Origin of the sequence: Actinoplanes sp. NPDC049681 (assembly GCF_044465265.1) — a bacterium.
Lineage (GTDB): Bacteria > Actinomycetota > Actinomycetes > Mycobacteriales > Micromonosporaceae > Actinoplanes.
The window spans coordinates 669,219-693,191 of record NZ_JBITLP010000004.1 but is presented as its reverse complement, the minus strand read 5'-3'; the positions used below and the strand labels follow the sequence as shown (position 1 = coordinate 693,191).

General features: G+C 71.7%; 18 protein-coding genes. 4 read left to right on the top strand and 14 right to left on the bottom strand.

Annotated elements, in window-relative coordinates; all coding sequences use genetic code 11:
• Positions 1-40 precede the first annotated feature (40 nt).
• Positions 41-559 (bottom strand): TetR/AcrR family transcriptional regulator, encoded by a 519-nt coding sequence (locus tag ACIBO8_RS17620; RefSeq protein WP_396116268.1) that lies wholly within the window; start codon positions 557-559, stop codon positions 41-43.
• Between the two features lie 101 nt (positions 560-660).
• Between ACIBO8_RS17620 and ACIBO8_RS17615 the strand changes: the two genes are divergently transcribed.
• Positions 661-3,816 carry a bifunctional cytochrome P450/NADPH--P450 reductase gene (locus ACIBO8_RS17615; protein WP_396116267.1) on the top strand — a complete coding sequence of 1,052 codons (3,156 nt, stop codon included), beginning with the start codon at positions 661-663 and terminating at the stop codon, positions 3,814-3,816.
• Positions 3,817-3,860: 44 nt separating this feature from the next.
• Here ACIBO8_RS17615 and ACIBO8_RS17610 read toward each other — a convergent pair whose 3' ends face one another.
• The 6 genes from ACIBO8_RS17610 to ACIBO8_RS17585 all read right to left on the bottom strand — a co-directional run bounded on the left by ACIBO8_RS17610 (position 3,861) and on the right by ACIBO8_RS17585 (position 13,657).
• The gene (locus tag ACIBO8_RS17610; RefSeq protein WP_396116266.1) at positions 3,861-4,763 is read right to left on the bottom strand and encodes a sigma-70 family RNA polymerase sigma factor; all 903 of its coding nucleotides are present in this window, start codon (positions 4,761-4,763) and stop codon (positions 3,861-3,863) included.
• 1,020 nt (positions 4,764-5,783) lie between these two features.
• Positions 5,784-6,041, bottom strand: a complete 258-nt coding sequence (locus tag ACIBO8_RS17605) for a hypothetical protein (RefSeq protein WP_396116265.1) — start codon at positions 6,039-6,041, stop codon at positions 5,784-5,786.
• A 357-nt stretch (positions 6,042-6,398) separates the two neighbouring features.
• On the bottom strand, positions 6,399-8,903 hold the full coding sequence (locus ACIBO8_RS17600) for a protein kinase (RefSeq protein WP_396116264.1): 2,505 nt from the start codon (positions 8,901-8,903) through the stop codon (positions 6,399-6,401).
• 532 nt (positions 8,904-9,435) lie between these two features.
• Complete coding sequence (cphA, locus tag ACIBO8_RS17595) at positions 9,436-12,174, bottom strand: cyanophycin synthetase (protein ID WP_396116263.1); 2,739 nt, start codon at positions 12,172-12,174, stop codon at positions 9,436-9,438.
• Entirely contained in the window at positions 12,171-12,989 is an 819-nt protein-coding gene (locus tag ACIBO8_RS17590; RefSeq protein ID WP_396116262.1) for a cyanophycinase, read from the bottom strand. The genes cphA and ACIBO8_RS17590 overlap by 4 nt, the downstream gene beginning before the upstream one ends.
• A 182-nt stretch (positions 12,990-13,171) precedes the next feature.
• Positions 13,172-13,657 carry a winged helix-turn-helix transcriptional regulator gene (locus ACIBO8_RS17585; RefSeq protein ID WP_396116261.1) on the bottom strand — a complete coding sequence of 162 codons (486 nt, stop codon included), beginning with the start codon at positions 13,655-13,657 and terminating at the stop codon, positions 13,172-13,174.
• Between the two features lie 57 nt (positions 13,658-13,714).
• On the opposite strand from ACIBO8_RS17585, the gene ACIBO8_RS17580 reads away from it, so the two are divergent.
• A complete protein-coding gene (locus ACIBO8_RS17580; protein WP_396116260.1) occupies positions 13,715-14,227 on the top strand; it encodes a PaaI family thioesterase in 513 nt (170 codons plus the stop codon).
• A 102-nt stretch (positions 14,228-14,329) separates the two neighbouring features.
• Here the strand turns inward: ACIBO8_RS17580 and ACIBO8_RS17575 are convergent, their stop codons facing one another.
• From ACIBO8_RS17575 to ACIBO8_RS17560, 4 genes are all read right to left on the bottom strand, one after another.
• Positions 14,330-14,575: a helix-turn-helix transcriptional regulator gene (locus ACIBO8_RS17575; RefSeq protein WP_396116259.1), complete on the bottom strand. Its 246-nt coding sequence runs from the start codon at positions 14,573-14,575 to the stop codon at positions 14,330-14,332.
• On the bottom strand, positions 14,575-15,093 hold the full coding sequence (locus tag ACIBO8_RS17570; protein WP_396116258.1) for a hypothetical protein: 519 nt from the start codon (positions 15,091-15,093) through the stop codon (positions 14,575-14,577). The genes ACIBO8_RS17575 and ACIBO8_RS17570 overlap by 1 nt, the downstream gene beginning before the upstream one ends.
• A gap of 272 nt (positions 15,094-15,365) precedes the next feature.
• A complete protein-coding gene (gene hisS, locus ACIBO8_RS17565; protein ID WP_396116257.1) occupies positions 15,366-16,700 on the bottom strand; it encodes a histidine--tRNA ligase in 1,335 nt (444 codons plus the stop codon).
• Positions 16,701-16,723: 23 nt separating this feature from the next.
• Positions 16,724-17,422 (bottom strand): MBL fold metallo-hydrolase, encoded by a 699-nt coding sequence (locus tag ACIBO8_RS17560; protein ID WP_396116256.1) that lies wholly within the window; start codon positions 17,420-17,422, stop codon positions 16,724-16,726.
• A gap of 164 nt (positions 17,423-17,586) precedes the next feature.
• On the opposite strand from ACIBO8_RS17560, the gene ACIBO8_RS17555 reads away from it, so the two are divergent.
• Positions 17,587-18,483: a peptidylprolyl isomerase gene (locus tag ACIBO8_RS17555; protein WP_396116255.1), complete on the top strand. Its 897-nt coding sequence runs from the start codon at positions 17,587-17,589 to the stop codon at positions 18,481-18,483.
• A 60-nt stretch (positions 18,484-18,543) separates the two neighbouring features.
• The gene (locus tag ACIBO8_RS17550) at positions 18,544-19,380 is read left to right on the top strand and encodes a peptidylprolyl isomerase (RefSeq protein WP_396116254.1); all 837 of its coding nucleotides are present in this window, start codon (positions 18,544-18,546) and stop codon (positions 19,378-19,380) included.
• A gap of 55 nt (positions 19,381-19,435) precedes the next feature.
• Here ACIBO8_RS17550 and ACIBO8_RS17545 read toward each other — a convergent pair whose 3' ends face one another.
• From ACIBO8_RS17545 to secF, 3 genes are all read right to left on the bottom strand, one after another.
• Complete coding sequence (locus ACIBO8_RS17545) at positions 19,436-22,045, bottom strand: RelA/SpoT family protein (RefSeq protein WP_396116253.1); 2,610 nt, start codon at positions 22,043-22,045, stop codon at positions 19,436-19,438.
• Between the two features lie 117 nt (positions 22,046-22,162).
• Positions 22,163-22,681, bottom strand: a complete 519-nt coding sequence (locus tag ACIBO8_RS17540) for an adenine phosphoribosyltransferase (protein WP_396116400.1) — start codon at positions 22,679-22,681, stop codon at positions 22,163-22,165.
• Positions 22,682-22,790: 109 nt separating this feature from the next.
• Positions 22,791-23,972, bottom strand: a complete 1,182-nt coding sequence (gene secF / locus ACIBO8_RS17535) for a protein translocase subunit SecF (protein ID WP_396116252.1) — start codon at positions 23,970-23,972, stop codon at positions 22,791-22,793.
• Between the last annotated feature and the right edge of the window lies 1 nt (position 23,973).

Sequence of the window (23,973 nt, the reverse complement as noted above, 5' to 3'; positions counted from 1 at the left end):
GGGACCCCCTGATCGCTGCAATCAAAGCACGGGTACGGGCTCAGACCCGGGCGGCCACGCCGTCGATGAGCAGCCATACGGCCAGGTGGAACCCGGTGTCGTCGGCGTCCTCCTCGCCGATCAGGCGGCGCATGGTCCCGTTGACCTCGGTGAGCAGCAGGCCGCCGATGAGCGCGGCGACCACCGCGCCGACCTTCGGCACCTCGGCCTCCGGCAGCCCGGCGTCGCGCAGCAGGGCGCACAGCGAGTGCCACATCGGGCCCTCGCGCTGGATGAACTCCTCGCTGGTGAACGCGTGCCGGACCAGGTTGCGGTGCCGCAGGCTCAGCTCGCGGAACTCGTACGCGAGTTTGTAAAGGTTCTCCTGCCAGGTGCCGGACCCCATCTCGACGTCGCGGGCACCCTCCGTCACCAGCGCCGCGATGCCGTTCAGCACCGCGGCCTTGTTCTCCACATGGTGATAAAGCGACATGGGGTTGACGCCGAGCTCGGCCGCGAGCTTGCGCATGCTCAGCGCCTCGACACCCTGCGTATCGACGATGTTCAGCGCTGTGTTCATGATCAGTTCACGGGTGAGACGGAGGTCTCGAGGCCTTGCGCGCTCGCCCATACGACGTACGGTAGCAGCCATACACCGTATGGCTGAGGAGGTACAGCGACGTGCCCGCCACCATCCCCGCACCCCGCGGCCTGCCGATCGTCGGCAATGGACTGCAGCTCCCCGTCGAGGGCACCCACCGGTTCTTCGCCGACCTCGCCGCGCAGCACCCGGGCGGCATCTACCGGCTCAACTTCAACGGCCGGCACGTCCTCATGGTCTACGACCCCGACCTGGTCGCCGAGGTTTGCGACGAGAGCCGCTTCTACAAGCCGATCGACCCGCCCCTCATCCACGTCCGCGACTTCGCCGGCGACGGCCTCTTCACCGCCCGCGAGGACGAGGAGAGCTGGGGGCAGGCGCACCGGATCCTGCTGCCCGCGTTCAGCCAGCGGTCGATGAAGGCGTACTACCCGCAGATGCTCGAGGTGGCCCAGGCCCTCGTCCGGCACTGGGAGAACCGCACGGAGGTCGACGTCACCGGCGACATGACCCGGCTGACCCTCGACACGATCGCGCTGACCGGGTTCGGCCACGCGTTCCGATCCTTCGAGAAGCCCGAGCTGCACCCGTTCCTCCAGGCGATGGGGCGCGCGCTGACCGAGGCCATGGACCGCACCCGGCAGCTGCCCGTGATCACCGGGCTCAAGAAGAAGGCCGACGCGGCGTACCGGGCCGACATCGCGCTCATGCAGGAGCTGGTCGACGAGGTGATCCGGTCGCGCCGCGCCGCCGGCACGCATTCGCGGGACCTGCTCGGCCTCATGCTCGACGCCGCCGACCCGGTCACCGGCGGCCGGCTGTCCGACGCGAACATCCGCAACCAGGTGCTGACGTTCCTCATCGCCGGCCACGAGACCACCAGCGGCACCCTCTCCTTCGCGCTGCACCTGCTGATGCGCAACCCGCACGTGCTGGCCCAGGCGTACGCCGAGGTGGACCGGATGCTGCCCGGTGACACCGTGCCGACGTACGACACGATCATGAAGCTGGACGTCATCCCGCGGATCCTCGACGAGACGCTGCGCCTGCTCTCCCCCATCCCCGGCTTCGGCCTCAAGGCGCGCGAGGCGACGGTCATCGGCGGCAGGTACCCCGTGGCCCGCAACCAGAAGGTGGGGCTGCTGCTCAAACCCCTGCACACCCACCCGGGGGCCTGGCCCGATCCGCTCGCCTTCGACATCGACCGCTGGCTGCCCGAGCGCAAGGCGGCGCACCACCCGCACGCGTACAAGCCGTTCGGCAACGGGGAACGCGCCTGCATCGGCCGCCAGTTCGCGCTCACCGAGGCGCGGCTGGCCCTCGCGATGATCCTGCAGCGCTTCGCGATCTCCGACCCGGAGGGCCACCAGCTGCGCATCAAGCAGACCCTGACCATCAAGCCGGACGGCCTCACCCTGCGGGTGCGGCCCCGGCAGAAACACGAGCGGCTGTCCGTCGTGGCCGGCCCGGAGACCGAGTCCGTGCCGTCGGCGGCCGAGGTCGCCGCGGCGGGGGTACGGATGCGCGTCGCGTACGGCTCGAACCTGGGCACCTCCGAGGACCTCGCCCAGCAGCTCGCCGACCGCGCCCGCCGCTCCGGCTTCGACGCCACCGTGCAGAGCCTCGACGAGCTGGCCGGCGACCTGCCCGCCGACGGCCTGCTGGCGGTGGTGACCTCCAGCTACAACGGCAAGGCACCGGACAACGCCCGGCGGTTCGACGACCTCGAGATCCCGGCCGGCGCGCTCACCGGCGTACGGTATGCGGTCCTGGGGAACGGCAACACGCAGTGGGCGACCTACCAGGCATTCCCCAAGCGGGTCGACGCGGCGCTCGCCGCGGCCGGCGCGACGGCCGTCGTGCCGCGCGGCGAGACGGACGCGGCCGGCGACTTCGACGGCATGGCCACCGCCTGGCTCGACCGGCTCTGGTCCGCCCTGGCGGAGGCCTACGGCGCCGGCGCCGCCGACACCCCGGCGGGCGAGCGCTACGGGGTGGAGGTGCTCGGCGAGGACCAGGTGCGGCCCGCGGTCGTGTCGGCACAGGCGTACCCGATGACCGTGGTCTCGGTGGAGGAACTGGTCAGCGACCCCGCCGGGCTCTGGGACTTCCGCCGCGAGGCACCGCGCCCGGGCGTCAAGGCCGTCACCGTACGCCTGCCCGAGGGCGTCGAATACCACGCCGGCGACCACCTCGCCGTCTACGCGAAGAACGATCCCGAGCTGGTCGCGTGGGCGCTCGACTGCCTGCGCATGCCCCGCGACCGGGTGATCCGGCTGAGCCAGGACGGCGACCGCCCGAGCTCGCTGCCGATCGGCGTACCCGTGACGGCGGAACTGCTGCTCACCGAGTTCGTGGAGCTGCAGGAGCCGGCAACGCGGCACCAGCTGACCGTGCTCGCGCAGCACACCGACTGCCCGTGGACCACCGGGCAGCTGCGCCAGTGGACCGGCGACACGGACGAGGCGTATGCGGACGAGATTCTCGCCAAGCGCGTGTCCGTGCTGAGCCTGCTCGAACGCTTCCCGGCGATCGAGCTGCCGTTCGGCGTGTTCCTGTCGCTGGCCGGCACGATCAAGCCCCGGTTCTACTCGATCTCGTCGTCGCCGCTGCTGGACCCCGGCCTGGTCACGCTCACCGTCGGGCTCGTGGACGGGCCCGCCCTGACCGGCCGCGGCCGCTACCGCGGAATGTGCTCGCAGTACCTGGCACGGCTGCGGCCCGGTGACACGATCTACGGCCATGTCCGCGTACCGGCACCCCCGTTCCGGCCGCCGGCCGACCCCCGCACCCCGATGATCCTCATCGGACCGGGCACGGGCTTCGCCCCGCTGCGCGCCTTCCTCCAGGAACGGGCGCTGCAACCGGACCACGGCCGGTCACTGCTCTTCTACGGCTGCCGCCACCCCCAGCACGACTGGCTGTACGCCGACGAGATGCGCGGCTGGGCCGAGTCAGGGGTGGTGGACCTGCACCTGGCGTTCTCGGCGGTGCCCGACCACCCGCACCGCTTCGTCCAGGACGCGCTGGCCGCCGCCGGGGACGAGGTGTGGGAGCTGATCGAGGCCGGCGGCCACGTCTACCTGTGCGGCGACGGGGCTTTCATGGCTCCGGCGGTCCGGGCCGAACTGATGGCCCTGCACCGGCGCCGGACCGGCGGGACAGCCGAGCAGGCCGACGAGTGGCTGCGTGAACTCGAAGCCGGCGGCCGCTACCAGCAGGACGTCTTCGCCTGACGAAACGGCCGCATGGTCACTGCGGACCATGCGGCCGTCCCGGGTCAGGCAGCGAACGCGATCGGTACGCCGTGACTGTCGGTCAGCGCCAGCCGGGTGTGCAGATTGCCCTGCTCCGCCACCCGGGCGAAATACTCGGTGCGGCGGCGCTGAAGGCAGCCCTTGCGCGTACGCGGGCCCCCCGCGGCCACCGTCAGCAGCTCCGGCGCCAGCGAACTGTTCAGCCCCTCCCGCAGCAGCCGCAACGCCTCGGTGCGCAGCTGGGAGATCCGGGACTCGGTCACCCCCAGCTCGGCGGCCACCTCGCTGAGCGGCTGCTCCTGCAGGAACGACTGGGTGACGACCATGCGCAGCCGCTCCGGCAGCGCCTGGATCGCCTGGTGCAGATAGCCGAGGCGTTCCCGCTTCAGAAGCAGGTCCTCGGGCCCCTCGGAGAGCTCCGGCACCATCTCCTCGGCCGCGCCCGTAGGGAACCCCTGCAGGCTCAACAGGGCCGCCTTCTGCACGTCGTCCTCGACGGCGGCGAGCTCGGCCACCCCGATACCGAGCATCTCGGCAACCTCGGCCTCGGTCGGGGTCCGCCCCAGCGCGGCCGTGAGCTCCTGACGAGCCTGCGCGGTCTTGCGGGCCCGGGCGCGTACGGAACGACTCGCCCAGTCCTGCCCTCGCAGCTCGTCGAGCAACGCACCCCGGATCCGCACGGCGGCGAACCGGTGAAAGGGAATCCCGCGGCTCGGATCGAAGGAGCGCGCGGCCCCGAGGAGCGCTGCGAACCCGGCGGACGACAAGTCGTCGGAGTGGACATGGCCGGGCACGCGGTTGAGCAGCTCCCGGACCAGATGGCCCACCATCGGCATGTGTTCGCGGACGAGGTCCTCGATGTCGCGCGCGGACGGCGCGTCGTGGGTCGTGCCGATGGCGGCGGGGAGTTCGGTCGTGGCGGTCACGTGGTCCTCCTCGCTCGTACAGGGCCGGTAGGTGAACCGGCCGATGAGGAAGACATTTGCGGCCTACGGGTGCAGTGGTGGCCGAACTCGGTTGCTTTTATGGAGTTTTTTCATGAAAAGGCTCAGGTGCTGGGAGGCGTTCCCGCCCTCGGTGCAGGGTTCTGGCGCCGGCGGCCCCGGCGGGCGAGCGGCTCAGCCGACGGACGGCCCAGCCCGCGAGCGGCCCGCGGGCGGCCGACAAGCGGCCCAGCCGGCCGACGGGCCAGTCGGCGGCCGAGCGGCCCAGCCGGCCGACGGCCTAGCCGGCGGGCGAGCGGCCCAGCCGACGGACGGCCCAGCCGACGGACGGCCCAGCCGACGGACGGCCCAGCCGACGGACGGCCCGGCCGGCGAGCGGCTTGACCGGTCGTCTGCTCGAGTCGGCCGACGAGCGGCTCGGCGCTCTCCTCGGCCGACACTCGGCTCGGCCCGCAAGCAAGGCGTCGCGGCGTGCCGGGCAGGCCCGGAGCAATACGGTCAAATTGCCCTGCGCAGGACGGCGCAAACCCAGCCCGAAACAGTTTCCTGAGCGCGGGCCTCATCGGAGTCATGGAGTGGGAAGGCCGTCACACATGGCGATCATGGGACGCAGGGCCTGCCGATGGCGGTCATGCTTGACGCGAACCGACGGCGATCGCTCCCGCGCGCGGCCTAGCTCAGGGCGGTCGCTGCACGGCGCGATCTAGCTCAGGGCAGTCGCTGCACGGCGCGATCTAGCTCAGGGCAGTCGCGGCACGGCGCGATCTAGCTCAGGGCAGTCGCGGCACGGCGCGATCTAGCTCAGGGCAGTCGCGGCACGGCGCGATCTAGCTCAGGGCAGTCGCTCAATGGCGCGACATAGGCCAAGGCGGTCCCTTAATGGCGCGGGCATCGCCCGCGGCGGTCGTTATGGCCCGGGCATCCCCCGCGGCGCGTGGCGCAGGACATACCGCCCGCGCCGATGGCCCCTGTAACACCGGGACCGGTCTTTACGGCTGCGAATCAGCTGGCGAAGTGCGGGCTGCGCTGAGCCGCCATCACGTTGCTGAGTTCCTCACGGACCCAGTGCATCCGGCGGACCGCCACCTCGGGGTGGTCGCCGAACTCCTCCGCGACGCCCGCCGCGCACCCGTCGCTGCCGTGGCGCAGGATCATGGCGGTGACCGCCTCTTCCACCGCCTTGCGGCTCGGGCACTCGGACGGCTGGAGGTGGGAGACGAACAATGCCTCCGCAGCCAGTTCCTGAACGGTGCTGATCATGTCGGACTCCCCGATGTACGACGACTTGCTCGAGATCCAGCTAACGCTCGCGGCGGTGCGGGCCGGTCCCGCTCAGGTTGCGGACCGGTATCAACCATCTTCCTCACGAGCGCGGCGCCGGCCCGCAGGCACGCCGGGGCGGAATGCATTTTTCCGCTTCGCACGTCTCCGGCGACCGCCCCGTCCATCCGGGGCGGCGCGTCCCTGCCGGGGACGAATATGCCTGCGGCATCCGTTTCGACTCTAACGCGCGCCCAGGCGGCCGACCGGTACTCCGGTCGACCGCCTGGCGTAAAAGCGTGTTCTGTCCAGATTCTGACGGTGGCTGTCCCGCTCCGCGGAACGCGGCCGACGCCGTTACCCGAAGTTCGCGGGCGGCGAATCCTGGTCCACGGGGTCCGGTGACGTCGTGTCCACGGGCGGCGGCGAGTTGGTGCCGGTGCTCTGATCGGTGCTCGGGCTCGCCGAGGACGACGGCGGCGTCGTCGGAGGCTCGGGCGCCGGCGGGTCGTCGTCGTCCTGGTCGTCGGTGTTCGGCGGCGGGTCGATGGCGGGCGGGCCCGACGTCGGCGGGGGCGAGCCGGGGGGCGCGCTGCCCGTACCCGGCTTCACGGGCACCGGCACGACCACGCCGCTCGGGTCGATGGATATGCCGGGCAGCGGGGTGTCGCGGGTGGGCACCGGGCCGAGGCGTACCGTGCCGTTGCTCAGGCGCTCGACCGGGCGTGACGGCTCACCGGGCTTGGGCGACACGAACGTCTCGCAGGTCTGCCCGTCGAGCTGGAACACCATCGGAGCGGCGTTGCTGGCCTTGTAGCGGCCGGTGAACTGCATGGTCTCGGTCGCCTGCGGGTTCAGTGTGCGGCCGGTGTCCACGGTGACGGCGCGGGCCTGCTGGTCGAGCTTCAGCTTGCCGTTGCCGGAAACCACTTGGTCGCCCGGCATGAGGAACCAGAGCTTCCAGTTGCGGACCGCCTTGATGTCGCGGTTGGCGATCGTGACGGCCGCCTTGAACCGGCCGCCGTCGTCTGACCAGACCGCGTAGCTGACCACGCACTTGTTGGCCCCGACCAGCTGCGCCGGCTGGGTGCCGACGGCGTCGGGAACGACCGTACGCGCAGAGTTGTCGCCCTGGGCGAGGGCCCAGGCGCCGCCGCCGACGACCAGCGCGGCCGAGCCGGCGGCGATGATCAGTGCTCGGCGCTTGGTCGTGCCCGCCCGGCCGCCGGGCCGGGTGGCACCGGCGGGCGGCGCTCCCGGCGGGCGCTGGAGGGGCGGCACGCCGGCCGCGCGGGACGGTGGCGCACCGGCCTCGTCGGCCCGTGCCGGCGGTCCGGCCGGACCCGCACCGAGCGCGGAGCGGAGCGCAGGAGCGTCGTCGCCACTGCCGTCCGAACCGGCCGGGCCGTGGGTACCGGCGCCGGGACCGGCCAGGCCGGAGGGCACCGGCGCCGCGGGCGGAACCGGTCCGAAGCGGCTGTTGCGTCCACCGCGCTGCGGCGGCGCGAGCGGGACGGAGGGTGCGCTGTTCGCGACCGGCTGCGCGGCCGCACCGACTGCGGCTTCGACCTCGTCGACCGACACCGCGTGGGCCGGGCTCCCGGGTGCGGGCGAGACCGGGGCGTCAGCCTCCGGCGACATCTCCGCAACGGACGCGCCGCCACCGGCCGCCGCAGCGTAGCCACCCGCGGCGACCCCACCAGGCGCGGCATGGCCGCGCGCCGCGTAGTCAGGAGCCGCATGACCAGCCGCCGCCAGGCCACCTGCCGCGTGACCACCGGCCGCGGCAAGCCCACCGGCGGCCGATCCACCGGCGGCTGAAAGGCCACCCGCCGCCGCGGCACCACCAGCCGTACCCGGGACCGAAGCGACCCCGCGGCCGGGCGGCGCGGAATCGGCCACGCGAGCGTGACCGGGCCGAAGCCGGCCGAGGCCGTCGGTGTACGACCGCGCCGACGGCAGAATCGTCGTGTCCTCGCCGTTGTCCGCCCAGTCCGGCACGAACGCGCGCGCCGCCGGCACCCCGGCCGACACGGTGCCCAGCACGTGGGCCAGCTCGGCGCTCGACGGCCGGTCCGAGGGTCGCTTCTCCAGGCACCGGGCGATCAGCGCCGACACGGCGGACGGCAGGCCCTCGACCGGCGGCATGGGCTCGGGCTCGGTGTACTGGTGGGCGCGCAGCAGCGCGGTCGTGGTGCCGACGTCCCACGGGAGCTGGCCGATGAGGGTGCGGTAGATCAGCAGGCCGACGGCGTACACGTCGGTGGCCGGGCTGACCTGGCCGCCCTCGAGGCGCTCCGGCGCGAGGTAGGCCGGGGTGCCGAGCAGGCTGCCGTCGGGGTCGATGTCGTTCTCGCCGATGAGGGCCGAGATGCCGAAGTCGACGACCTTGGCGCCCGCCGGCGTCAGCATGACGTTGGCCGGGGTCACGTCGCGGTGCACGATGCCGCGGGCGTGCGCGGCGGCCAGGGCCGCGGAGACCTCCGAGCAGATGCGTACGGCCGCCGGCCAGGGCAGGCGCCGGACGCGGGCCAGGACGGCCGCGAGGGACTCGCCGTCGACCAGTTCCATCACGACGTACGGGACCGGCTCGCCGTCGACGGTGGTGGCCTCGCCGTAGTCGTACACGTTGGTGATGTGCGGGTGGCTGAGACGCGCGGCGGCCTGGGCCTCCGCGCGCAGGCGCCGCCTGAAGGAGGGATCGGCGCTCGTCGACGGGGGCAGCACCTTGACCGCCACCTGCCGCCCGAGGACCTCGTCGAAGCCCCTCCACACCACTGACATCCCGCCGGCGCCGAGCCGCTCGACCAGTCGGTAGCGACCGGCCAGCAGACTCGAACCGGGCAGGTCCGTCGTGCTCATGTGCCCCCACATGCGCGATCGGATGAACACCGGAAGCACACCGCCATGTGTCCAGGTGCCGGGACGGTTCCCGGTCCGCCGTTCGGACCGGGCGTTCCCCATCGACGGCGAGGATCGTAGCCGACATCCGGCCTCTGTCTCGACTGATCGAGGGCGCGGATGACCTGCGGCTCGTCACGGTCCGTTTCGCGCCATGCGCCAGCGGTGTGCATCGGTACGCGCGAACGAAAGCCCTGGTCACGAGCGGATAGATGATCGTGGTGGGCGGTCGGCGCGGTTATTGCCCACTTTCGTCGGAACTTGCGGGTATCCCCCGATGGGGGCGCATCTACAAGGGATTCTGCACGTGCAGTGGCTCTTGCATCACGCTGCGGTGACATTGGACCGTTCGTGAGCCTTGCTCACGCACGGTGCTCGCCCTTCCTTGCCGAAAGGCAATGACCTGGGTCACCCTGCCCGATCGGATGAATGTTGGCCAACGATCATGCTTTGTTGGTCACGCTCACCGAAACGTGGGACAAACCGGGTCAGCTCACCCCGCGGCGGGATCGAGGACCCCGGGCCGCGTGATGCCGGCGAGCCGGACCGGTGCGGGACGCAGACCACCGACCGGCGGCGCCGCGACCGGCACGGCGCCCAGCTCCTCGAGGTGGGTCAGCATCGGCGTCAGCTTCTCGTAGAGGACCAGCACCACGTCGCCGGGCGCGGCCAGGCGCAGCGCCTCGTCCACCGCCGTCCGGTAGCAGTCCGCGCGTACCGCGCGCAGATTCGGCCGACGGCCGCGCATCTCGCGCTCGACCAGGGCGGAGACCTCACCGGGCTCGCGGCCGCGAAGATCCTCGTCGTCGTAGAGCACCGCGCGGGTCACGCCGTCCGCGATCACCTGCGCCGACGCGGCCAGCAGGTCGTCGCGGCGGTCACCCGGCAGCGTCACCGCCGCGACACAGCGGTCGCGGCCGTAGAGGCGTTCGAGGGTACGCAGCACCGCAGCGAGCGCCGCCGGGTTGTGGGCGTAGTCGACGAACAGCGTGACGTCGCGCAGCCGCAGCACGGTGCCCCGGCCGGGGTTGTGCACCCGCGGGTCGAAGTCCAGCAGGCGCTCGGTAACCAGGTCGGAGGGCGCGCCCATCGCGCGGGCGGCGGCGATCGCGGCGAGGGCGTTGACGGCCGCGTACGGCGCCGCGCCTCCGAACGTCCCGGGCACCTCGGCGACCCGCAGCAACGGCGTACGGCGCGCCCCGGTCGCCTGCACCAGCCAGCCGTCCTGCAGCAGGTACGCCGAACCGCCCCGGGCGAGGTGATGCGCGAGCACCGGCTGATGCGGGTCGGCGCCCACCCACACGACGCGCTTGCGGTCCGCGCGTACCCGGGGCCGCTCGGCCAGGCTGCGCACCCAGGGGTCGTCGGCGTTGAGCACGAGCGTGCCGCCGTCGCGGACCCGCTCGGCCACCAGCGCCTTGACGTGGGCGATGTCCTCGATCGACTCCAGCCCGTCCTGGCCCAGGTGGTCGGCGGTGATGTTCGTGACCACGCCGACGTCGCTCCAGTCGTACCCGAGTCCACGACGGAGCGTGCCGCCGCGGGCGGTCTCCAGGACCGCCGCCTGGACCAGCGGGTCCCCGAGCACCATCTGGGCCGAGCGCGGGCCGGTGGCGTCGCCGCGGTAGACCGTCCGGCCGTCCAGCGAGACCCCGTCGGTGGTGGTCAGCCCGACCCGCAGGCCGCTGCCCGAGAGCAGGTAGGCCGCCATCCGGGCGACCGACGTCTTGCCGTTGGTCCCGGTGACCGCGGCGACCGGGATGCGCCCGTCGGAGCCACCGGGGAACATGGCACGCACGATCGCGTCGCCCACGTCGCGGGAGCGGCCCTGAACCGGCGCGAGGTGCATCCGCAGCCCGGGTACGGCGTTCACCTCGATGACGCCGGCGGTGATCTCGTCGGGGTCGCCGGTGGGCGGGACAGGGGCCGCGATGTCCGGCAGCCGCAGGTCGATGCCGGCGATGTCGAGCCCGACCAGCCCGGCAACCCGCAGGCAGAGCCGTGCCACATCGGGATGCAGGCGGTCGGTGACGTCGCGGCCGGTACCGCCGGACGAGAGGTTGGCGTTGTCGCGCAGCCAGACGGTCATCCCGGCGGCGGGCACGGTGTCGAGGGTGCAGTCCTGGCGGGCCAGCACCGCGTCGGTGAGGTCGTCGAGGGTGATCCGGGTCAGCACCCGCGAGTGGCCCTCGCCGCGCCTCGGGTCGGCGTTCGTACGGTCCACGAGCTCCGCGATCGTGCTCTCGCCGTCGCCCACGACGTGTGCCGCGATCCGCTCGGCGACGGCGACCACCTCACCCGCCACGACCAGGACCCGGTAGTCACGCCCCGGCAGCTGCCGCTCCACGACCACGTCGCCGCCGGCGGCCGCGCAGGCGGCTTCGACCTCTTCCCGGGTACGCAGGTTCAGCGCCACGTGCTCGCCCTGGCGCCCGCACCGCGGCTTGACCACGACGGGCGCGCCCAGCTCGGCGAGCAGGCGTACGGCTTCCTCGGGTCCACGCGCCGCGCCGCCGGGCGCGACCGGGATGCCGGCGTCGGTCAGCAGCCGGCGGGTGACCTGCTTGTCGGCGGCGATGTCGATGCCCACCCCGCCGGTCCGGTCGGTCATCGCCGCCCACGCCAGCCGGCGGCGGGTGCCCCAGCCGAGACGCAGCAGGCTCAGGTCGCCGTACCGTTCGACCGGGATGCCGCGACGCCGGGCCGCGGTGATGATCGCCGTCGTGCTGGGGCCGGTGGCCTCCCGCTCGGCCAGCGCACTCAGCACGGTGAGGGGTTCCCGCAGCTCGGCCGCGGTGACACAGGCTCCGGCGGCCACCCGGGTCACCAGGTCGACGGCCGCCTCCAGCAGCCGGGCCGGCAGGGTCGAATCCGGCGACTCGTCCCGCGGGCATTCCACGATCAGGTCGTAGAGCCCGGGCTCGCCGGCCGATACGGTACGCCCGAAGCTGACGTCCCGCCCGATCCGCTGCGACAGCTCGATCATCACGTGCTCGGTGACGTGCCCGAAGTAGGTGCCGCCGCGCATCCGGCTCACGAAGCCGCCCGGGACGCCGGCCGCGCAGTGGTGCTCGGCCAGCCCCGGCAGCGCCCGCAGCAACCGCTCGGGGAAGCCCGCGATGTCGCTGGTCTCCCGCCCGGTGAGGTCGTCGAGACGGAGCCGGGCCACCACGGCGGGCCGGGACAGGTGGACGTTGGGGCCGCGCAGGTGACGCAGGCTGAGGATCTTCATCGTGCGGCTCCCCGTTCCCCGGCTGCCCCGTCCGCGATGGAGGGGCGGCGGCTGGACAGTTCGAAAGTGCTCCCCGCGGGAAGCACGTGGATGCGCGCGCCGGTCAGCGCGATGGGTCCTTGGGCGGGCACCCGGATGTCGGTGGCACCACCGGCGTCGACGACCGTGACGGCGCCCGAGCCGATCACCTCGAAGCGGTCGTCGGCGGCGAGGATCGCGGTGTCCTCGTCGATGCCGAGGCCGAGTTCGTGCGGGTAGAGCGCGATGGCGGTGAGCAGCCGGTTGAGCCGGCCCCGCTCGGCGAAGTGCATGTCGATGACCACCCCGGGCAGGAACTCGAGGCCCGGGCCGGTACGCACCGCGGCCCTGGTCACACCGGGGGCGGCGCCGCCGAGGATCATCGTCCCGGACATCATGGCGGCGCCGGCGCTGGTGCCGCCGAGCACGATGCTGCCGCCCTGCACGAGCCGCTGCAGGGCGGAGTCGGTGAGGGTGCCGCCGAGGACGGTGGTCAGCCGGGTCTGGTCGCCACCGGTGAAGAACACGCCGGTGGCGGTCGCGAGGGCCGGTACGACCGCAGGCTCGTTGGCCTCGGCCCGGCTCGCGATCCGCAGGCCGCGGACCTTGCCGGCGCCCAGCCCGGTGAAGAGCTGCGCGTACTCCGCCTCGAGGACGTCCGGCTCGCCGCTGGCCGTCGCGATGATCACGATGTCGGCGGCGGGCCCACCGGCCATCTCGACGAAGCGGCGCAGGATGGCCGTCCCGCCGGTACCGTGGCGCTCGGCGCCGCCGATGATCAGCAACCGGGCCGCCACGTTCCACCTCCTCCGCGCGCCGCTGCTACGGATCCGTCGCCGGCGGGGTCGCCGGGGGCGTTGCGGCGGCCCGTCGCCGGCCGTGGGGCCGGGAAGGCGCTGCGGGGAAAGCGGCTCAGCTATGAGGTTAAACGGAACAAATCCGAAACATCTGGCTAATCAGCGCACCGGTGGACCGGGGCTCACCGGCGGCGGGCTCCCGGCCCGGGACGGGGCACGACTTCGCGGTTCTCCGCCACCGGGTGGCCGTCCGCGCAGTGCAGCTCGGTGCGGATCTCGGCGCCGCAGTCCCGGTGCGTCATGATCAGCGGCGGGCCCTCCGGCTCGGCGAGGTAGCGGTCGCCCCACTCCTTCACCGCGACCAGGACCGGGTAGAGGTCGAAGCCCTTGCGGGTCAGGCGGTACTCGTGGCGCACCCGTGCGCCGGGCTCCTGGTAGGGCTCACGGCGCAGCACGCCGTGCTCCACGAGCGACGCCAGCCGGTGGGTCAGCACCTGCCGGGGCATGCCGGTGTGCTCGCGCATGTCGGCGAAGCGCCGGACGCCGTTGAACACCTCGCGCAGCACCACGAACGTCCACTTCTCGCCGAGCACGGCCATGGCGCGGCCGATCGTGCAGGTCTCCATGGACCAGTCCAGGGCCTCGGGACGCGTTGTGGCGGGGCTCATAACCCTAGAGGCTAGGTCTCGTTGACAGACGCAGCAAGCGGGTGACAGCCTGCGTCTATGACACAGACTCAGACCGGAGCTCGCTCGCGGACCTTCGAGTGGACCGATCCCGCCCTGCACGCGAGCCTGCTCGGGCACCGGTCCGGCCTCGAGCTGCTCCGGGCCATGGCGGCCGGCGAGCTGCCCGCTCCCCCGGTCATGCACCTGCTCGACATGGCCGGCATGGACGTGGCCGAGGGCAGCGTGACGGTCTACCTCGACCCGCAGGAGTTCCACTACAACCCGCTCGGCACGGTGCACGGCGGCGTGCTCTCCACGCTGCTGGACACCGCCGCCGCCTGCTCCGTGCACTCGACGCTGCCGGCCGGGGTCGGCTACACCAGCCTCGACCTGACCGTGAAGTTCCTGCGCCCGGTGACGGTGGAGTCCGGCCGCCTGCAGACGACCGGCTCGGTGCTGCAGCGAGGCCGGCGCACGGCCCTGGCCGAGGCCCGGATGACCGACAGCGCCGGCCGGCTGGTCGCGCACGCCACCTCCAGCTGCATGATCTTCGAGGTGCCGGGCGCCTAGGAAGTGCGGCGCGCAACCGGAGGCGCGGCCGGAACGGAGACCGCGAAACCGACGGACCCGGGCAGATCTCGAGCATTGGCCGCCCCCGTGGCGGCCACCGGCTCAGGACGCTGACGCCCCCCACAGCTCTTCGACTGTCACCCCGAGGGTTCTCGCGACCTTGAGGGCGAGGTACACCGATGGGGCGTAGTCTCCCGTCTCCATCGCGATGACCGTCTGCCTGCTGACCTGTACGGCAGTCGCGAGATCCTGCTGGGTGAGACCGCCCTCTCGGCGGATGCTGCGTATGCGTGCACCGGCTGCCCCGTCGTGTGTACTCGACCGCACAGGGCCGGCCGGAGGAGCCATCAGTCGGCGTCCTGGAGTCCGGCAGCCTCCTGCCGACGGCGCCGGCTCCTCTGGAAGACCCACCACAGGGCAGCCAGTCCACCGCCGATGACCAAACCCACGCCGGCGCCGGCCGTGGCAGAGCCGTCGCTGTCCATGGCGTGCGCGGCGCCGAAGGTGAAGAGCAGATACGGCAGGACGCTCAAAAGGGTCACGAGGATTCGCTTGCGCGACCAGCTCCTGGGTGTGGTGTCCACGCGCCGCCGGCGAACGTAGGCGGTGCACAGTACGCAGGGCACGTACATCACCAGCAGGACCGCAGTCAGCGCGGCGACGACGGGCCGACCGTAGATCCAGACCCCGACGGCGGCGGCCCACGGCACGGCCAGCCACTGGATGCCGGCGGCAGTGGAGATGCCCTCGTACCAGCGCAGCCGCTCCCGCTCGTCGCCGTACATGTCGCCATCCGGGTCGAGCGCCCAGCGTGCGATGCGCTCCGTCATGGCGATGCGTCCCCCGGACGCCGCGGTCATCGTCATGCGTCAATCCTGACGTTAAGTCTCCTTGACGTCAAGTAGACTTAACATTCGGAGATGGTTCTCTGGCCGGACGCCCGGGTGACATGTGGGTTCCGATCAAGCCGCACTTCCGAACTCGGCTCCTGGGACGGACGACAGCGCAGCGTGGCAGAACGCTGCGTCAGCCGGCTGAAGCAACAGCGCGGCGTGGTGCTGGCCGCCGGCAAACTCGCCGACCACCACCACGCCGCACTGACCGTCGCCGCAATCCGGCGGCGGGCGCCTGCTCGCGGCTACTCCGCGGCGATCAGCGAGTGCAGGTCGTCCGCCGGCGGCGTCCACGTCGCGGCATCCGCCTCGACCTGCTCCCCCGACCGGATGTCCTTGATGGTGTCCGGCTCCCCGTCCGCGCCCGGGAACCAGACGTACGGGATGCCGCGCCGCTCGGCGAAGCGGATCTGCTTGCCGAACTTGGCCGCCGACGGCGCGACCTCCGTGCTGATCCGCCGCGCCCGCAACGCCTGAGCGATCCGGTCGCAGCGCCCCCGCAGGTCCTCATTGGGCAGTGCGACCACGACGCATGTCGGCACGCTTCGCGAGACGGTGAGCGCGTTGTGGCCGAACAGCAGGCCGAGCATCCGGGACACGCCGATCGAGATGCCCACGCCGGGGAAGCGCTCGGTGCCCGAGGACGCGAGGTTCTCGTACCGGCCGCCGGAGCAGATCGAGCCGAAGCGCTCGTATCCGCGCAGCTGCGTCTCGTAGACCGTACCGGTGTAGTAGTCGAGCCCGCGGGCGATCTTGAGCTCGGCGCGGATCAGTCCCGGCGCGTGCTCGGCGGCGGTGTCGACGACGCGGACCAGCTCGTCCAGGCCCTCGTCGAGCAACGCGTTGTCGACCCCCAGTGCCCGCACGGCGTCCACGAAGGACGCGTCCTCCGCCGCGATCTCCGCCAGCTTCAGACAGGCGGCGGCCTGAGCGTCGGTGGCGCCCGCCGTCTCCACCAGCAGGGCGGCGACCTTCTCCGGGCCGATCTTGTCGAGCTTGTCCACGGTACGCAGCACCTGGTCCGGATCCTCCAGGCCGAGCCCGCGGTAGAAGCCCTCGCACACCTTGCGGTTGTTCACCAGGATCGTGGCCGGCGGGATGGGCAGGGACCGGAACGCGTCGCCGATGACCAGGGGCATCTCGGTGTCGTAGTGGAACGGCAGCGTGTCCCGGTCCACCACGTCGATGTCGGCCTGGAGGAACTCGCGATAGCGGCCCTCCTGCGGGCGCTCGCCGCGCCACACCTTCTGGATCTGGTAGCGCCGGAACGGGAACTGCAGCTTGCCGCTGTTCTCCAGGACGAAGCGGGCGAACGGTACGGTCAGATCGAAGTGCAGGCCGAGGGCGTCGTCGCCGCCTCCGGACGCGGGATCCTCCTGCAGGCGGCGCAGGACGTACACCTCCTTGGAGGTCTCCCCCTTGCGCAGCAGCTGGTCCAGCGGCTCGACGGCGCGGGTCTCCAGCGGCGCGAAGCCGTACAGCTCGAAGGTGTCGCGGATCCTCGCGATGACGTTCTGTTCGATCATCCGCTGGGCGGGTAGCCATTCCGGGAACCCGGAGAGGGGCGTGGGCTTGCTCATGGTGCGGTTCTCCTAGCGAGGGTCTAGAGGCCTCGGCTGGGCGCTCCGGTCAGCTCCCGCAGATACGGGTTGACCGAGCGCTCGCGGCCGATCGTCGTCTCGGGTCCGTGGCCGGGCAGCACGACGGTGTCGTCGGCCAGCGGCAGGATCTTCTCCCGCAAGCTGGTCAGCATCGTCTCGGTGTTGCCGCCCGGCAGGTCGGTGCGTCCGATGGAGCCGGCGAAGAGCACATCGCCGGAGAGGCAGATCTGCTCCGCCTCCCACGACGTGCCCGCGCCGGGCAGCCGGAACAGCACCGACCCGCCGGTATGGCCGGGCGCATGGTCGACGGTGATCTCCAGACCGGCGAGGCTCAGCGTGGCGCCGTCGGTCAGCTCGGCGACGTCCTCCGGCTCGGCATAGGTGAACCGGCCGCCGAACAGCTCGTCCAGGCTCACCCCGAGGCCCTTGCCGGGGTCGGCCAGCAGCTCACGATCGGCGGGGTGCACGTACGCGGTGATGCCCCGGGCGCCGCAGACCGGCGCGACGGAGAAGGTGTGGTCGAGGTGGCCGTGGGTCAGCAGCACCGCGGCCGGGTGCAGCCGGTGCTGCGCGAGCACCTCGTCGAGCCGGTTCAGCACGCCGACGCCGGGGTCGACCACCACGCACTGCTCGCCCGGGCCCGCGGCCACGACGTAGCAGTTGGTGCCGAAGGCATCGGCCGGAAAGCCGGTGACGAGCACTCCGCACCCCTCTCTAGCGGTCGCATTCCCCCGAAAGCCTAGCCGGACGCACCGTACACACCGGCACGCAACCTCGCACACCACTTTCTCAGGCGTTACCCGTACACTCTTGCGGGCGTGTGGCGTGGCGCACGGAGTGCGCAAGGTGAGGAAGGAAGCCCTAGGTGGTCTCCAGCAAGGATCGGGCGCGGAAGCTGGCGCGGGAGAAGCTTGATCGCCAGTTGGCCCGCCGGGCCGCCAGGGAGCGCAGGCGGCGGCAGATCCAGGCCGGGGTCGGCGCGGCCGTGGCCCTGATCCTCATCGTGGGCGGCATCGCCTGGCTCGGCGGCGCGTTCGACGGCGACGACAAGACGACGGACGCCGCCGGCGACACCGACGTCTGCGCGTGGACGACGCAGAACGCGGAGTCGAACACGAGCCTCAAGGACGTCGGCGAGCCGCCGACCTCCGGCATCCCCACCGAGGGCACCCGGCCGATGACGATCACCACCGACAAGGGCGCCCCGATCGTGGTGAGCCTCGACCTGACGAACGCGCCGTGCAGCGCGGCCGACCTGTCTTACCTGGCGGGCAAGCAGTTCTACGACAACACGACCTGCCACGAGATCACGACCGAGGGCGCGATCCGCTGCGGCGACCCCAGCGGCACGGGTCAGGGCGGGCCGACGTACAGCGTCTACAACGAGAACCTGCCGGCGGCGCCGGAGCCGACCCCCAGCGCCTCGGCCGCCCCGTCCAAGAAGCCTGCGGCGCCGGTGTACCCGAAGGGCACGGTGGCGCTCATCGGCGACCCGCCCGGCACCAACGGCAGCCAGTTCCTCATCTTCTTCAAGGACTTCACGCCCAAGGGCGCCCCGCAGTACCCGATCGTCGGCAAGGTCACCGGCGGCATGGAGACGGTCGCGGCGATCGGCAAGATCGCGACCGTGGCCAACGACGCGGGCGACAAGGTGAAGCCGAAGGAGAAGATCACCGTCCGGAGCATCACCGTCGGCGAGCCCGGCACCGCACCCGTCGCGACCCCGTCGGCCGCGGCACCCTCGGCGTCCAGTCAGTCCTAAGTTTTCCGGAGCACCCGACCGCAGCCCCTCACCGCACGCAGGCATATCAGGAGGAACACCGTGTCGTCGATCAAGGACAGGCAGCGCGCGGCGGCGCGGGCCCGCCTGGAGAAGGAGATGGCCGAGCGGGCCGCCGCTGCCAAGAAGCGCCGGCAGCGCCAGGCCGTCATCGGCTCGGCCCTCGCGGTCGTCGTGATCGCCGGTGCGGCGGTCTGGATCGTGGCCGCACTCGGCAACGACGACGACAAGAAGACCCCGGCCGCGGCCCCGCCGCCGCCGCCCGGCACCGTGGCGTGCAACTGGATCCCGGAGGACGGCAGCAGCGGCGCCAAGATCAAGGACACCGGCGGCCTGCCACCGGCCAACGTGCCCAACACCGGCAAGAGCACGCTGACCATGGACACCAACCTGGGCGCCATCACGGCGACGGTGGACCTCGCGAAGGCCCCCTGCACCGGGGCGGCGTTCACGTACCTGGCCGGCAAGAAGTTCTGGGACAACACCAAGTGCCACCGGCTCACCACCGAGGGGATCAAGGTGCTGCAGTGCGGCGACCCCTCCGCCTCGGGCAAGGGCTACCGCGACACCGACGGCCAGGGCGGCCCCAACTTCAAGTACCCGGAGGAGAACCTCCCCACCAACGCGAAGCCGGCGTACCCCAAGGGCACGATCGCGATGGCCAAGACCCAGGCTCCCAGCACCACCGGCAGCCAGTTCTTCATCGTGTACGAAGACACCGACCTCCCCGCCGACTACACGGTCCTCGGCACCATCACCAAGGGTCTGGACATCGTGGAGAGTGTCGCCAAGGCGGGCAGCGACAACGCCAACGGCAAGGGTGACGGCCACCCGAAGAAGGAAGTCGACATCAAGACGCTGACGATGAGCGCCGCCTGATCACCGGTTGCTGAGGGGCGGGCCCGGACGGGCCCGCCCCTCAGTCGTCTCCGCGTCAGGCGCCCGAGGTCACCCGGTAGGCGTCGAACACACCGTCGACCTTGCGCACGGCGGCCACCAGGTGTCCCAGGTGCTTCGGGTCGGCCATCTCGAAGGTGAAGCGGCTGACCGCCACCCGGTCCCGGGTCGTCGTGACCGTCGCCGACAGGATGTTGACCCGCTCCTCGGACAGCACCCGGGTGACGTCGGCCAGCAGCTTGTGCCGGTCGAGCGCCTCCACCTGGATCGCCACCAGGAACGTCGACGCCGAGGTCGGCTTCCAGCTCACCTCGACCACGCGTTCGCTCTGCTCGCGCAGGTCCTCGGCGTTGGCACAGTCCTCGCGGTGCACGCTGACGCCGCCGGAACGGGTGACGAAGCCGAAGACCGCGTCGCCCGGCACCGGGGTGCAGCAGCGGGCGAGCTTCACCCACACGTCGCTGACGTCCTTGACGACGACGCCGGGGTCGTTGGCGGTGCTGCGGTTGCGCGGCGGGCGGGTGGCGACGGCGGTCTCGGCGATGTCCTCGACCGCGCCCTCCTCGCCGCCGAAGCCGGCCACCAGCTTCTGCACGACCGACTGCGCCGAGACCGTGTTCTCGCCGACGGCCGCGTACAGCGAGGACACGTCCGCCAGATGCAGATCGCGGGCGATGGTGGTGAGGTTCTCGCTGGTCAGCATGCGCTGCAGGGGCAGGCCCTGCTTGCGCATCGCCTTGACGATCGCCTCCTTGCCGGCCTCGATCGCCTCCTCGCGGCGCTCCTTGTTGAAGAACTGGCGGATCTTCGTACGCGCCCGCGGGCTCTTGACGAAGCCGAGCCAGTCCTGCGTCGGGCCGGCCGTCGCGGACTTCGACGTGAAGATCTCGATGACGTCGCCGTTGGACAGCGTCGACTCCAGCGGCACCAGTTTGCCGTTGACCCGCGCGCCGATCGTCTTGTGGCCCACCTCGGTGTGCACCGCGTACGCGAAGTCCACCGGCGTCGAACCGGTCGGCAGCGGGATGACGTCGCCCTTGGGCGTGAAGACGTACACCTCCTGGCTGGACAGGTCGAAGCGCAGCGCGTCCAGGAACTCGCTGGGGTCGCTCGCCTCGCGCTGCCAGTCGAGCAGCTGGCGCAGCCACGTCATCTCGTCGATGTGCGCCGGCGGGCCCACGATCGTGGCGCCCTTCTGCTCCTTGTACTTCCAGTGCGCGGCGATGCCGAACTCCGCCGTGCGGTGCATGGCGAACGTGCGGATCTGCATCTCGACCGGCTTGCCGGTCGGCCCGATGACCGTCGTGTGCAACGACTGGTACATGTTGAACTTCGGCATCGCGATGTAGTCCTTGAACCGGCCCGGCACCGGCTGCCAGTTGGCGTGGATCACGCCCAGCGCCGCGTAGCAGTCGCGCACCGTGTCGACCAGGATCCGCACGCCGACCAGGTCGTAGATGTCGTTGAAGTCGCGGCCCCGCACGATCATCTTCTGATAGATCGAGTAGAGGTGCTTCGGCCGTCCGGTGACCTCGGCCTTGATCTTCGCGGACTTCAGATCCAGCTGGACGCGGTTGGTCACCTGCCGCAGCAGTGCCTCGCGCTGCGGCTGGTGCTCGCCGATCAGCCGGTTGATCTCTTCGAACCGCTTCGGGAACAGCGTGCCGAAGGCGAGGTCCTCGAGCTCCCACTTGATCGTGTTCATACCGAGCCGGTGGGCCAGCGGCGCCAGGATCTCCAGCGTCTCCTTAGCCTTCTGCTCCTGCTTGGCGCGGGGCAAGAAGGTCAGGGTGCGCATGTTGTGCAGCCGGTCGGCCAGCTTGATGACCAGCACCCGCGGGTCCTTGGCCATCGCGACGACCATCTTGCGGATGGTCTCTGCCTTGGCGGCGTCGCCGAGCTTGACCCGGTCGAGCTTCGTCACGCCGTCGACGAGCAACGCGACCTCGCCGCCGAAGTCGGCGCGCATCTGGTCCAGCCCGTAGTCGGTGTCCTCGATGGTGTCGTGCAGCAGCGCCGCCACCAGCGTGGTGGTGTCCATCCCCAGGTTCGCCAGGATCGTGGCGACCGCGAGCGGATGGGTGATGTACGGGTCGCCGGACTTGCGATACTGCCCCGAGTGCCAGCGTGCGGCGACGTCGAACGCACGCTGCAACGCCCGGCCGTCGGCCTTCGGGTGGCTGGCGCGGTGCGTCGCGATCAGCGGCTCGAGAACCTCGCTGACCTGGGTGCTCTGCCACGGCGCGTTGAACCGCGCCAGGCGCGCCCGCACCCGCCGCCCGGTCGGGGCGCTCGCGAGGCCGAAACCGCCGGCGGAATCGTCGCCCGGCGTCAGCGGCTGGGTGGCCTCGGCATCGATCGGGGCCGGCCGGACGTCCGGCCGTGGGCCCTTGCCGTCGGCGGCCGCACGCGCGGGCGCGGCGCCGTTAGCTGCGGCGCCCGCGGCCGGGGTTTCCTTACCGGCCGCGGCCGGGCACTGGGACGACTTCTCACCCGCGGCCACCCCGTTCGGGGCCGCGCCGGGCTTGGTCGGTGAAGCTGCGTCGGACTTCGCCGCCGCCGAGTCGCTCGGCGGCGTGGTGGAAGCCCTGGTCGCGTCGGTCGGCTGCACCGTGCCCTCCGTCGGAGGGGCGACGTCGCTGGACACCGGCCTCCTCACGTCGCTACTGCTCACCTGATTGGAAACGCCATCCTACCCGCCCAGGGTTCCCCGATGGCCCGGCCCGAAAGTCCGAAAGAGTTCCGCTATGACCGGCGAAAGGTATCAAACGGTCAGCAGGGCATGCACAGGACGCGACTCGAGCCGCTCCCGCCCCTTCAGGAACCCCAGCTCCATCACCACCGTGAAGCCGGCGATCGCGCCGCCGGCCCGTTCGACGAGGTCCAGGGCCGCCCCGGCGGTCCCCCCGGTGGCGAGCACGTCGTCGACCACCAGCACACGTTGCCCGGCCCCGAACGCGTCCCGGTGCACCTCCAGCGTCGCCTCGCCGTACTCCAGCGCGTACGAGGCGGAGAACGTCTCCCGGGGCAGCTTGCCGGCCTTGCGGATCGGGACGACGCCCGTGCCGGTGGCGTACGCGATGGCCGCGGCGAGCACGAACCCGCGCGCCTCGATGCCGGCCACGACATCGAAGGAGTCCGCGCCGTGGTGGGCCACGATCCCCTCGACGACCTCGCGGAACGCCGGGCCGTCGGCGAACAGCGGCGTCAGGTCCTTGAACGCGATGCCGGGCTTGGGGAAGTCGGGCACGTCCACGACCTGGGCGGCGACCAGCGCCGCCATCTCCGGGCCGCTGTCCCCGCGTACCTGTGCAGCAGTAAACGTCACGTGGCACAGCCTAGACATGGCGACGGCCCGCCACCGACGCCGGTGGCGGGCCGTCCCGCGATGCTCAGCGGCGCTTCTGGCCGCCGCTCGGGCGGTTGCCCGCGCCACCGCCACGGTTCGAGCCGCGCTTGCCGGCGGGGCGCGAACCCGGACGCGGCGTGCCGGGCGTGCTGCCGGCCAGCGCCGGAACCTCGTCGGAGGCGGTCACGTTGGCGGCACGGCCCCGCTCGCCCCGGGCGACGTCGCCGGAGCGGGCCGCCGCACGGCGGTTCAGCACGCGGGCGTTGTGCGACTTGATCCGCGGCTCCTGGTCCTTGAGCGCGGCCAGCATCGGCGAGGCGAACACGATCGAGGAGAGCACGCCGAGGCCCATGCCGACGAACAGGACCAGGCCGAGGTCCTTCAGCGTGCCGGCACCGAGCAGGCCGGCGCCGATGAAGAGCAGGCCACCGACGGGCAGCAGCGCCACCAGGCCGGTGTTGATCGACCGCATCAGGGTCTGGTTGACCGCGAGGTTGGTGGCCTCGCTGTACGTCCTCGTGCTGCCGGCCGTGATGCCGCGGGTGTTCTCCTGCACCTTGTCGAACACCACGACGACGTCGTACAGCGAGAAACCGAGGATGGTGAGGAAGCCGATCACCGTCGAGGGGGTGACCTCGAAGCCGACCAGCGAATAGACGCCGGCCGTCAGCACCAGGTCGAGCAGCAGCGACGACACCGCCGCGACCGCCATCCGCCATTCGAAGCGGATCACCAGATAGCCCAGCACCAGCACCAGGAAGATGCCGAGACCGAGCAGCGCCTGCTGGGTGACCTGGCCACCCCAGGCGGCGGAGACCCGGTCGTCGCTGATCTTCTCGGCGGGCACGCCCAGATCCTTGACGAGCGCGTCCTTCACCGCGTTCGCCTCGTCCTGCTTCAGCGCGGCGGTCCGGACGTTGTAGGTCTCGGAACCGCCGGAGCCGACCTGCTGCGCCGCGCCGACGTTCGCCTTCTCGGCGACGCCCGCGGTGGTCACCGCCTTCTCGACGGCGTCGTGCGCCCGCTCGGCGCTGCCGACGCTCGCCGGCAGCACGAACTGCGTGCCGCCGGAGAACTCGATGCCGAGCTCGAAGCCCCGGATCAGGAAGCTGCCGATGGCGAGGACCACCAGCGCGCCGGCGATGGCGAACCACATCTTGCGGCGGCCGACGATGTTGAGGTTCGCCTCGCCCATGTAGAGGCGTTCGGCAAGGCCCTTGGCCATG

Excerpts from the sequence above, each read along its gene's own strand:
- ACIBO8_RS17620 (WP_396116268.1), bottom strand. The coding sequence starts at position 559 with ATGAACACAGCGCTGAACATCGTCGATACGCAGGGTGTCGAGGCGCTG.
- ACIBO8_RS17605 (WP_396116265.1), bottom strand. The coding sequence starts at position 6,041 with ATGATCAGCACCGTTCAGGAACTGGCTGCGGAGGCATTGTTCGTCTCC.
- ACIBO8_RS17600 (WP_396116264.1), bottom strand. The coding sequence starts at position 8,903 with ATGAGCACGACGGACCTGCCCGGTTCGAGTCTGCTGGCCGGTCGCTAC.
- cphA (WP_396116263.1), bottom strand. The coding sequence starts at position 12,174 with ATGAAGATCCTCAGCCTGCGTCACCTGCGCGGCCCCAACGTCCACCTG.
- ACIBO8_RS17585 (WP_396116261.1), bottom strand. The coding sequence starts at position 13,657 with ATGAGCCCCGCCACAACGCGTCCCGAGGCCCTGGACTGGTCCATGGAG.
- ACIBO8_RS17580 (WP_396116260.1), top strand. The coding sequence starts at position 13,715 with ATGACACAGACTCAGACCGGAGCTCGCTCGCGGACCTTCGAGTGGACC.
- ACIBO8_RS17575 (WP_396116259.1), bottom strand. The coding sequence starts at position 14,575 with ATGGCTCCTCCGGCCGGCCCTGTGCGGTCGAGTACACACGACGGGGCA.
- ACIBO8_RS17570 (WP_396116258.1), bottom strand. The coding sequence starts at position 15,093 with ATGACGATGACCGCGGCGTCCGGGGGACGCATCGCCATGACGGAGCGC.
- hisS (WP_396116257.1), bottom strand. The coding sequence starts at position 16,700 with ATGAGCAAGCCCACGCCCCTCTCCGGGTTCCCGGAATGGCTACCCGCC.
- ACIBO8_RS17540 (WP_396116400.1), bottom strand. The coding sequence starts at position 22,681 with ATGGCGGCGCTGGTCGCCGCCCAGGTCGTGGACGTGCCCGACTTCCCC.
- secF (WP_396116252.1), bottom strand. The coding sequence starts at position 23,972 with ATGGCCAAGGGCCTTGCCGAACGCCTCTACATGGGCGAGGCGAACCTC.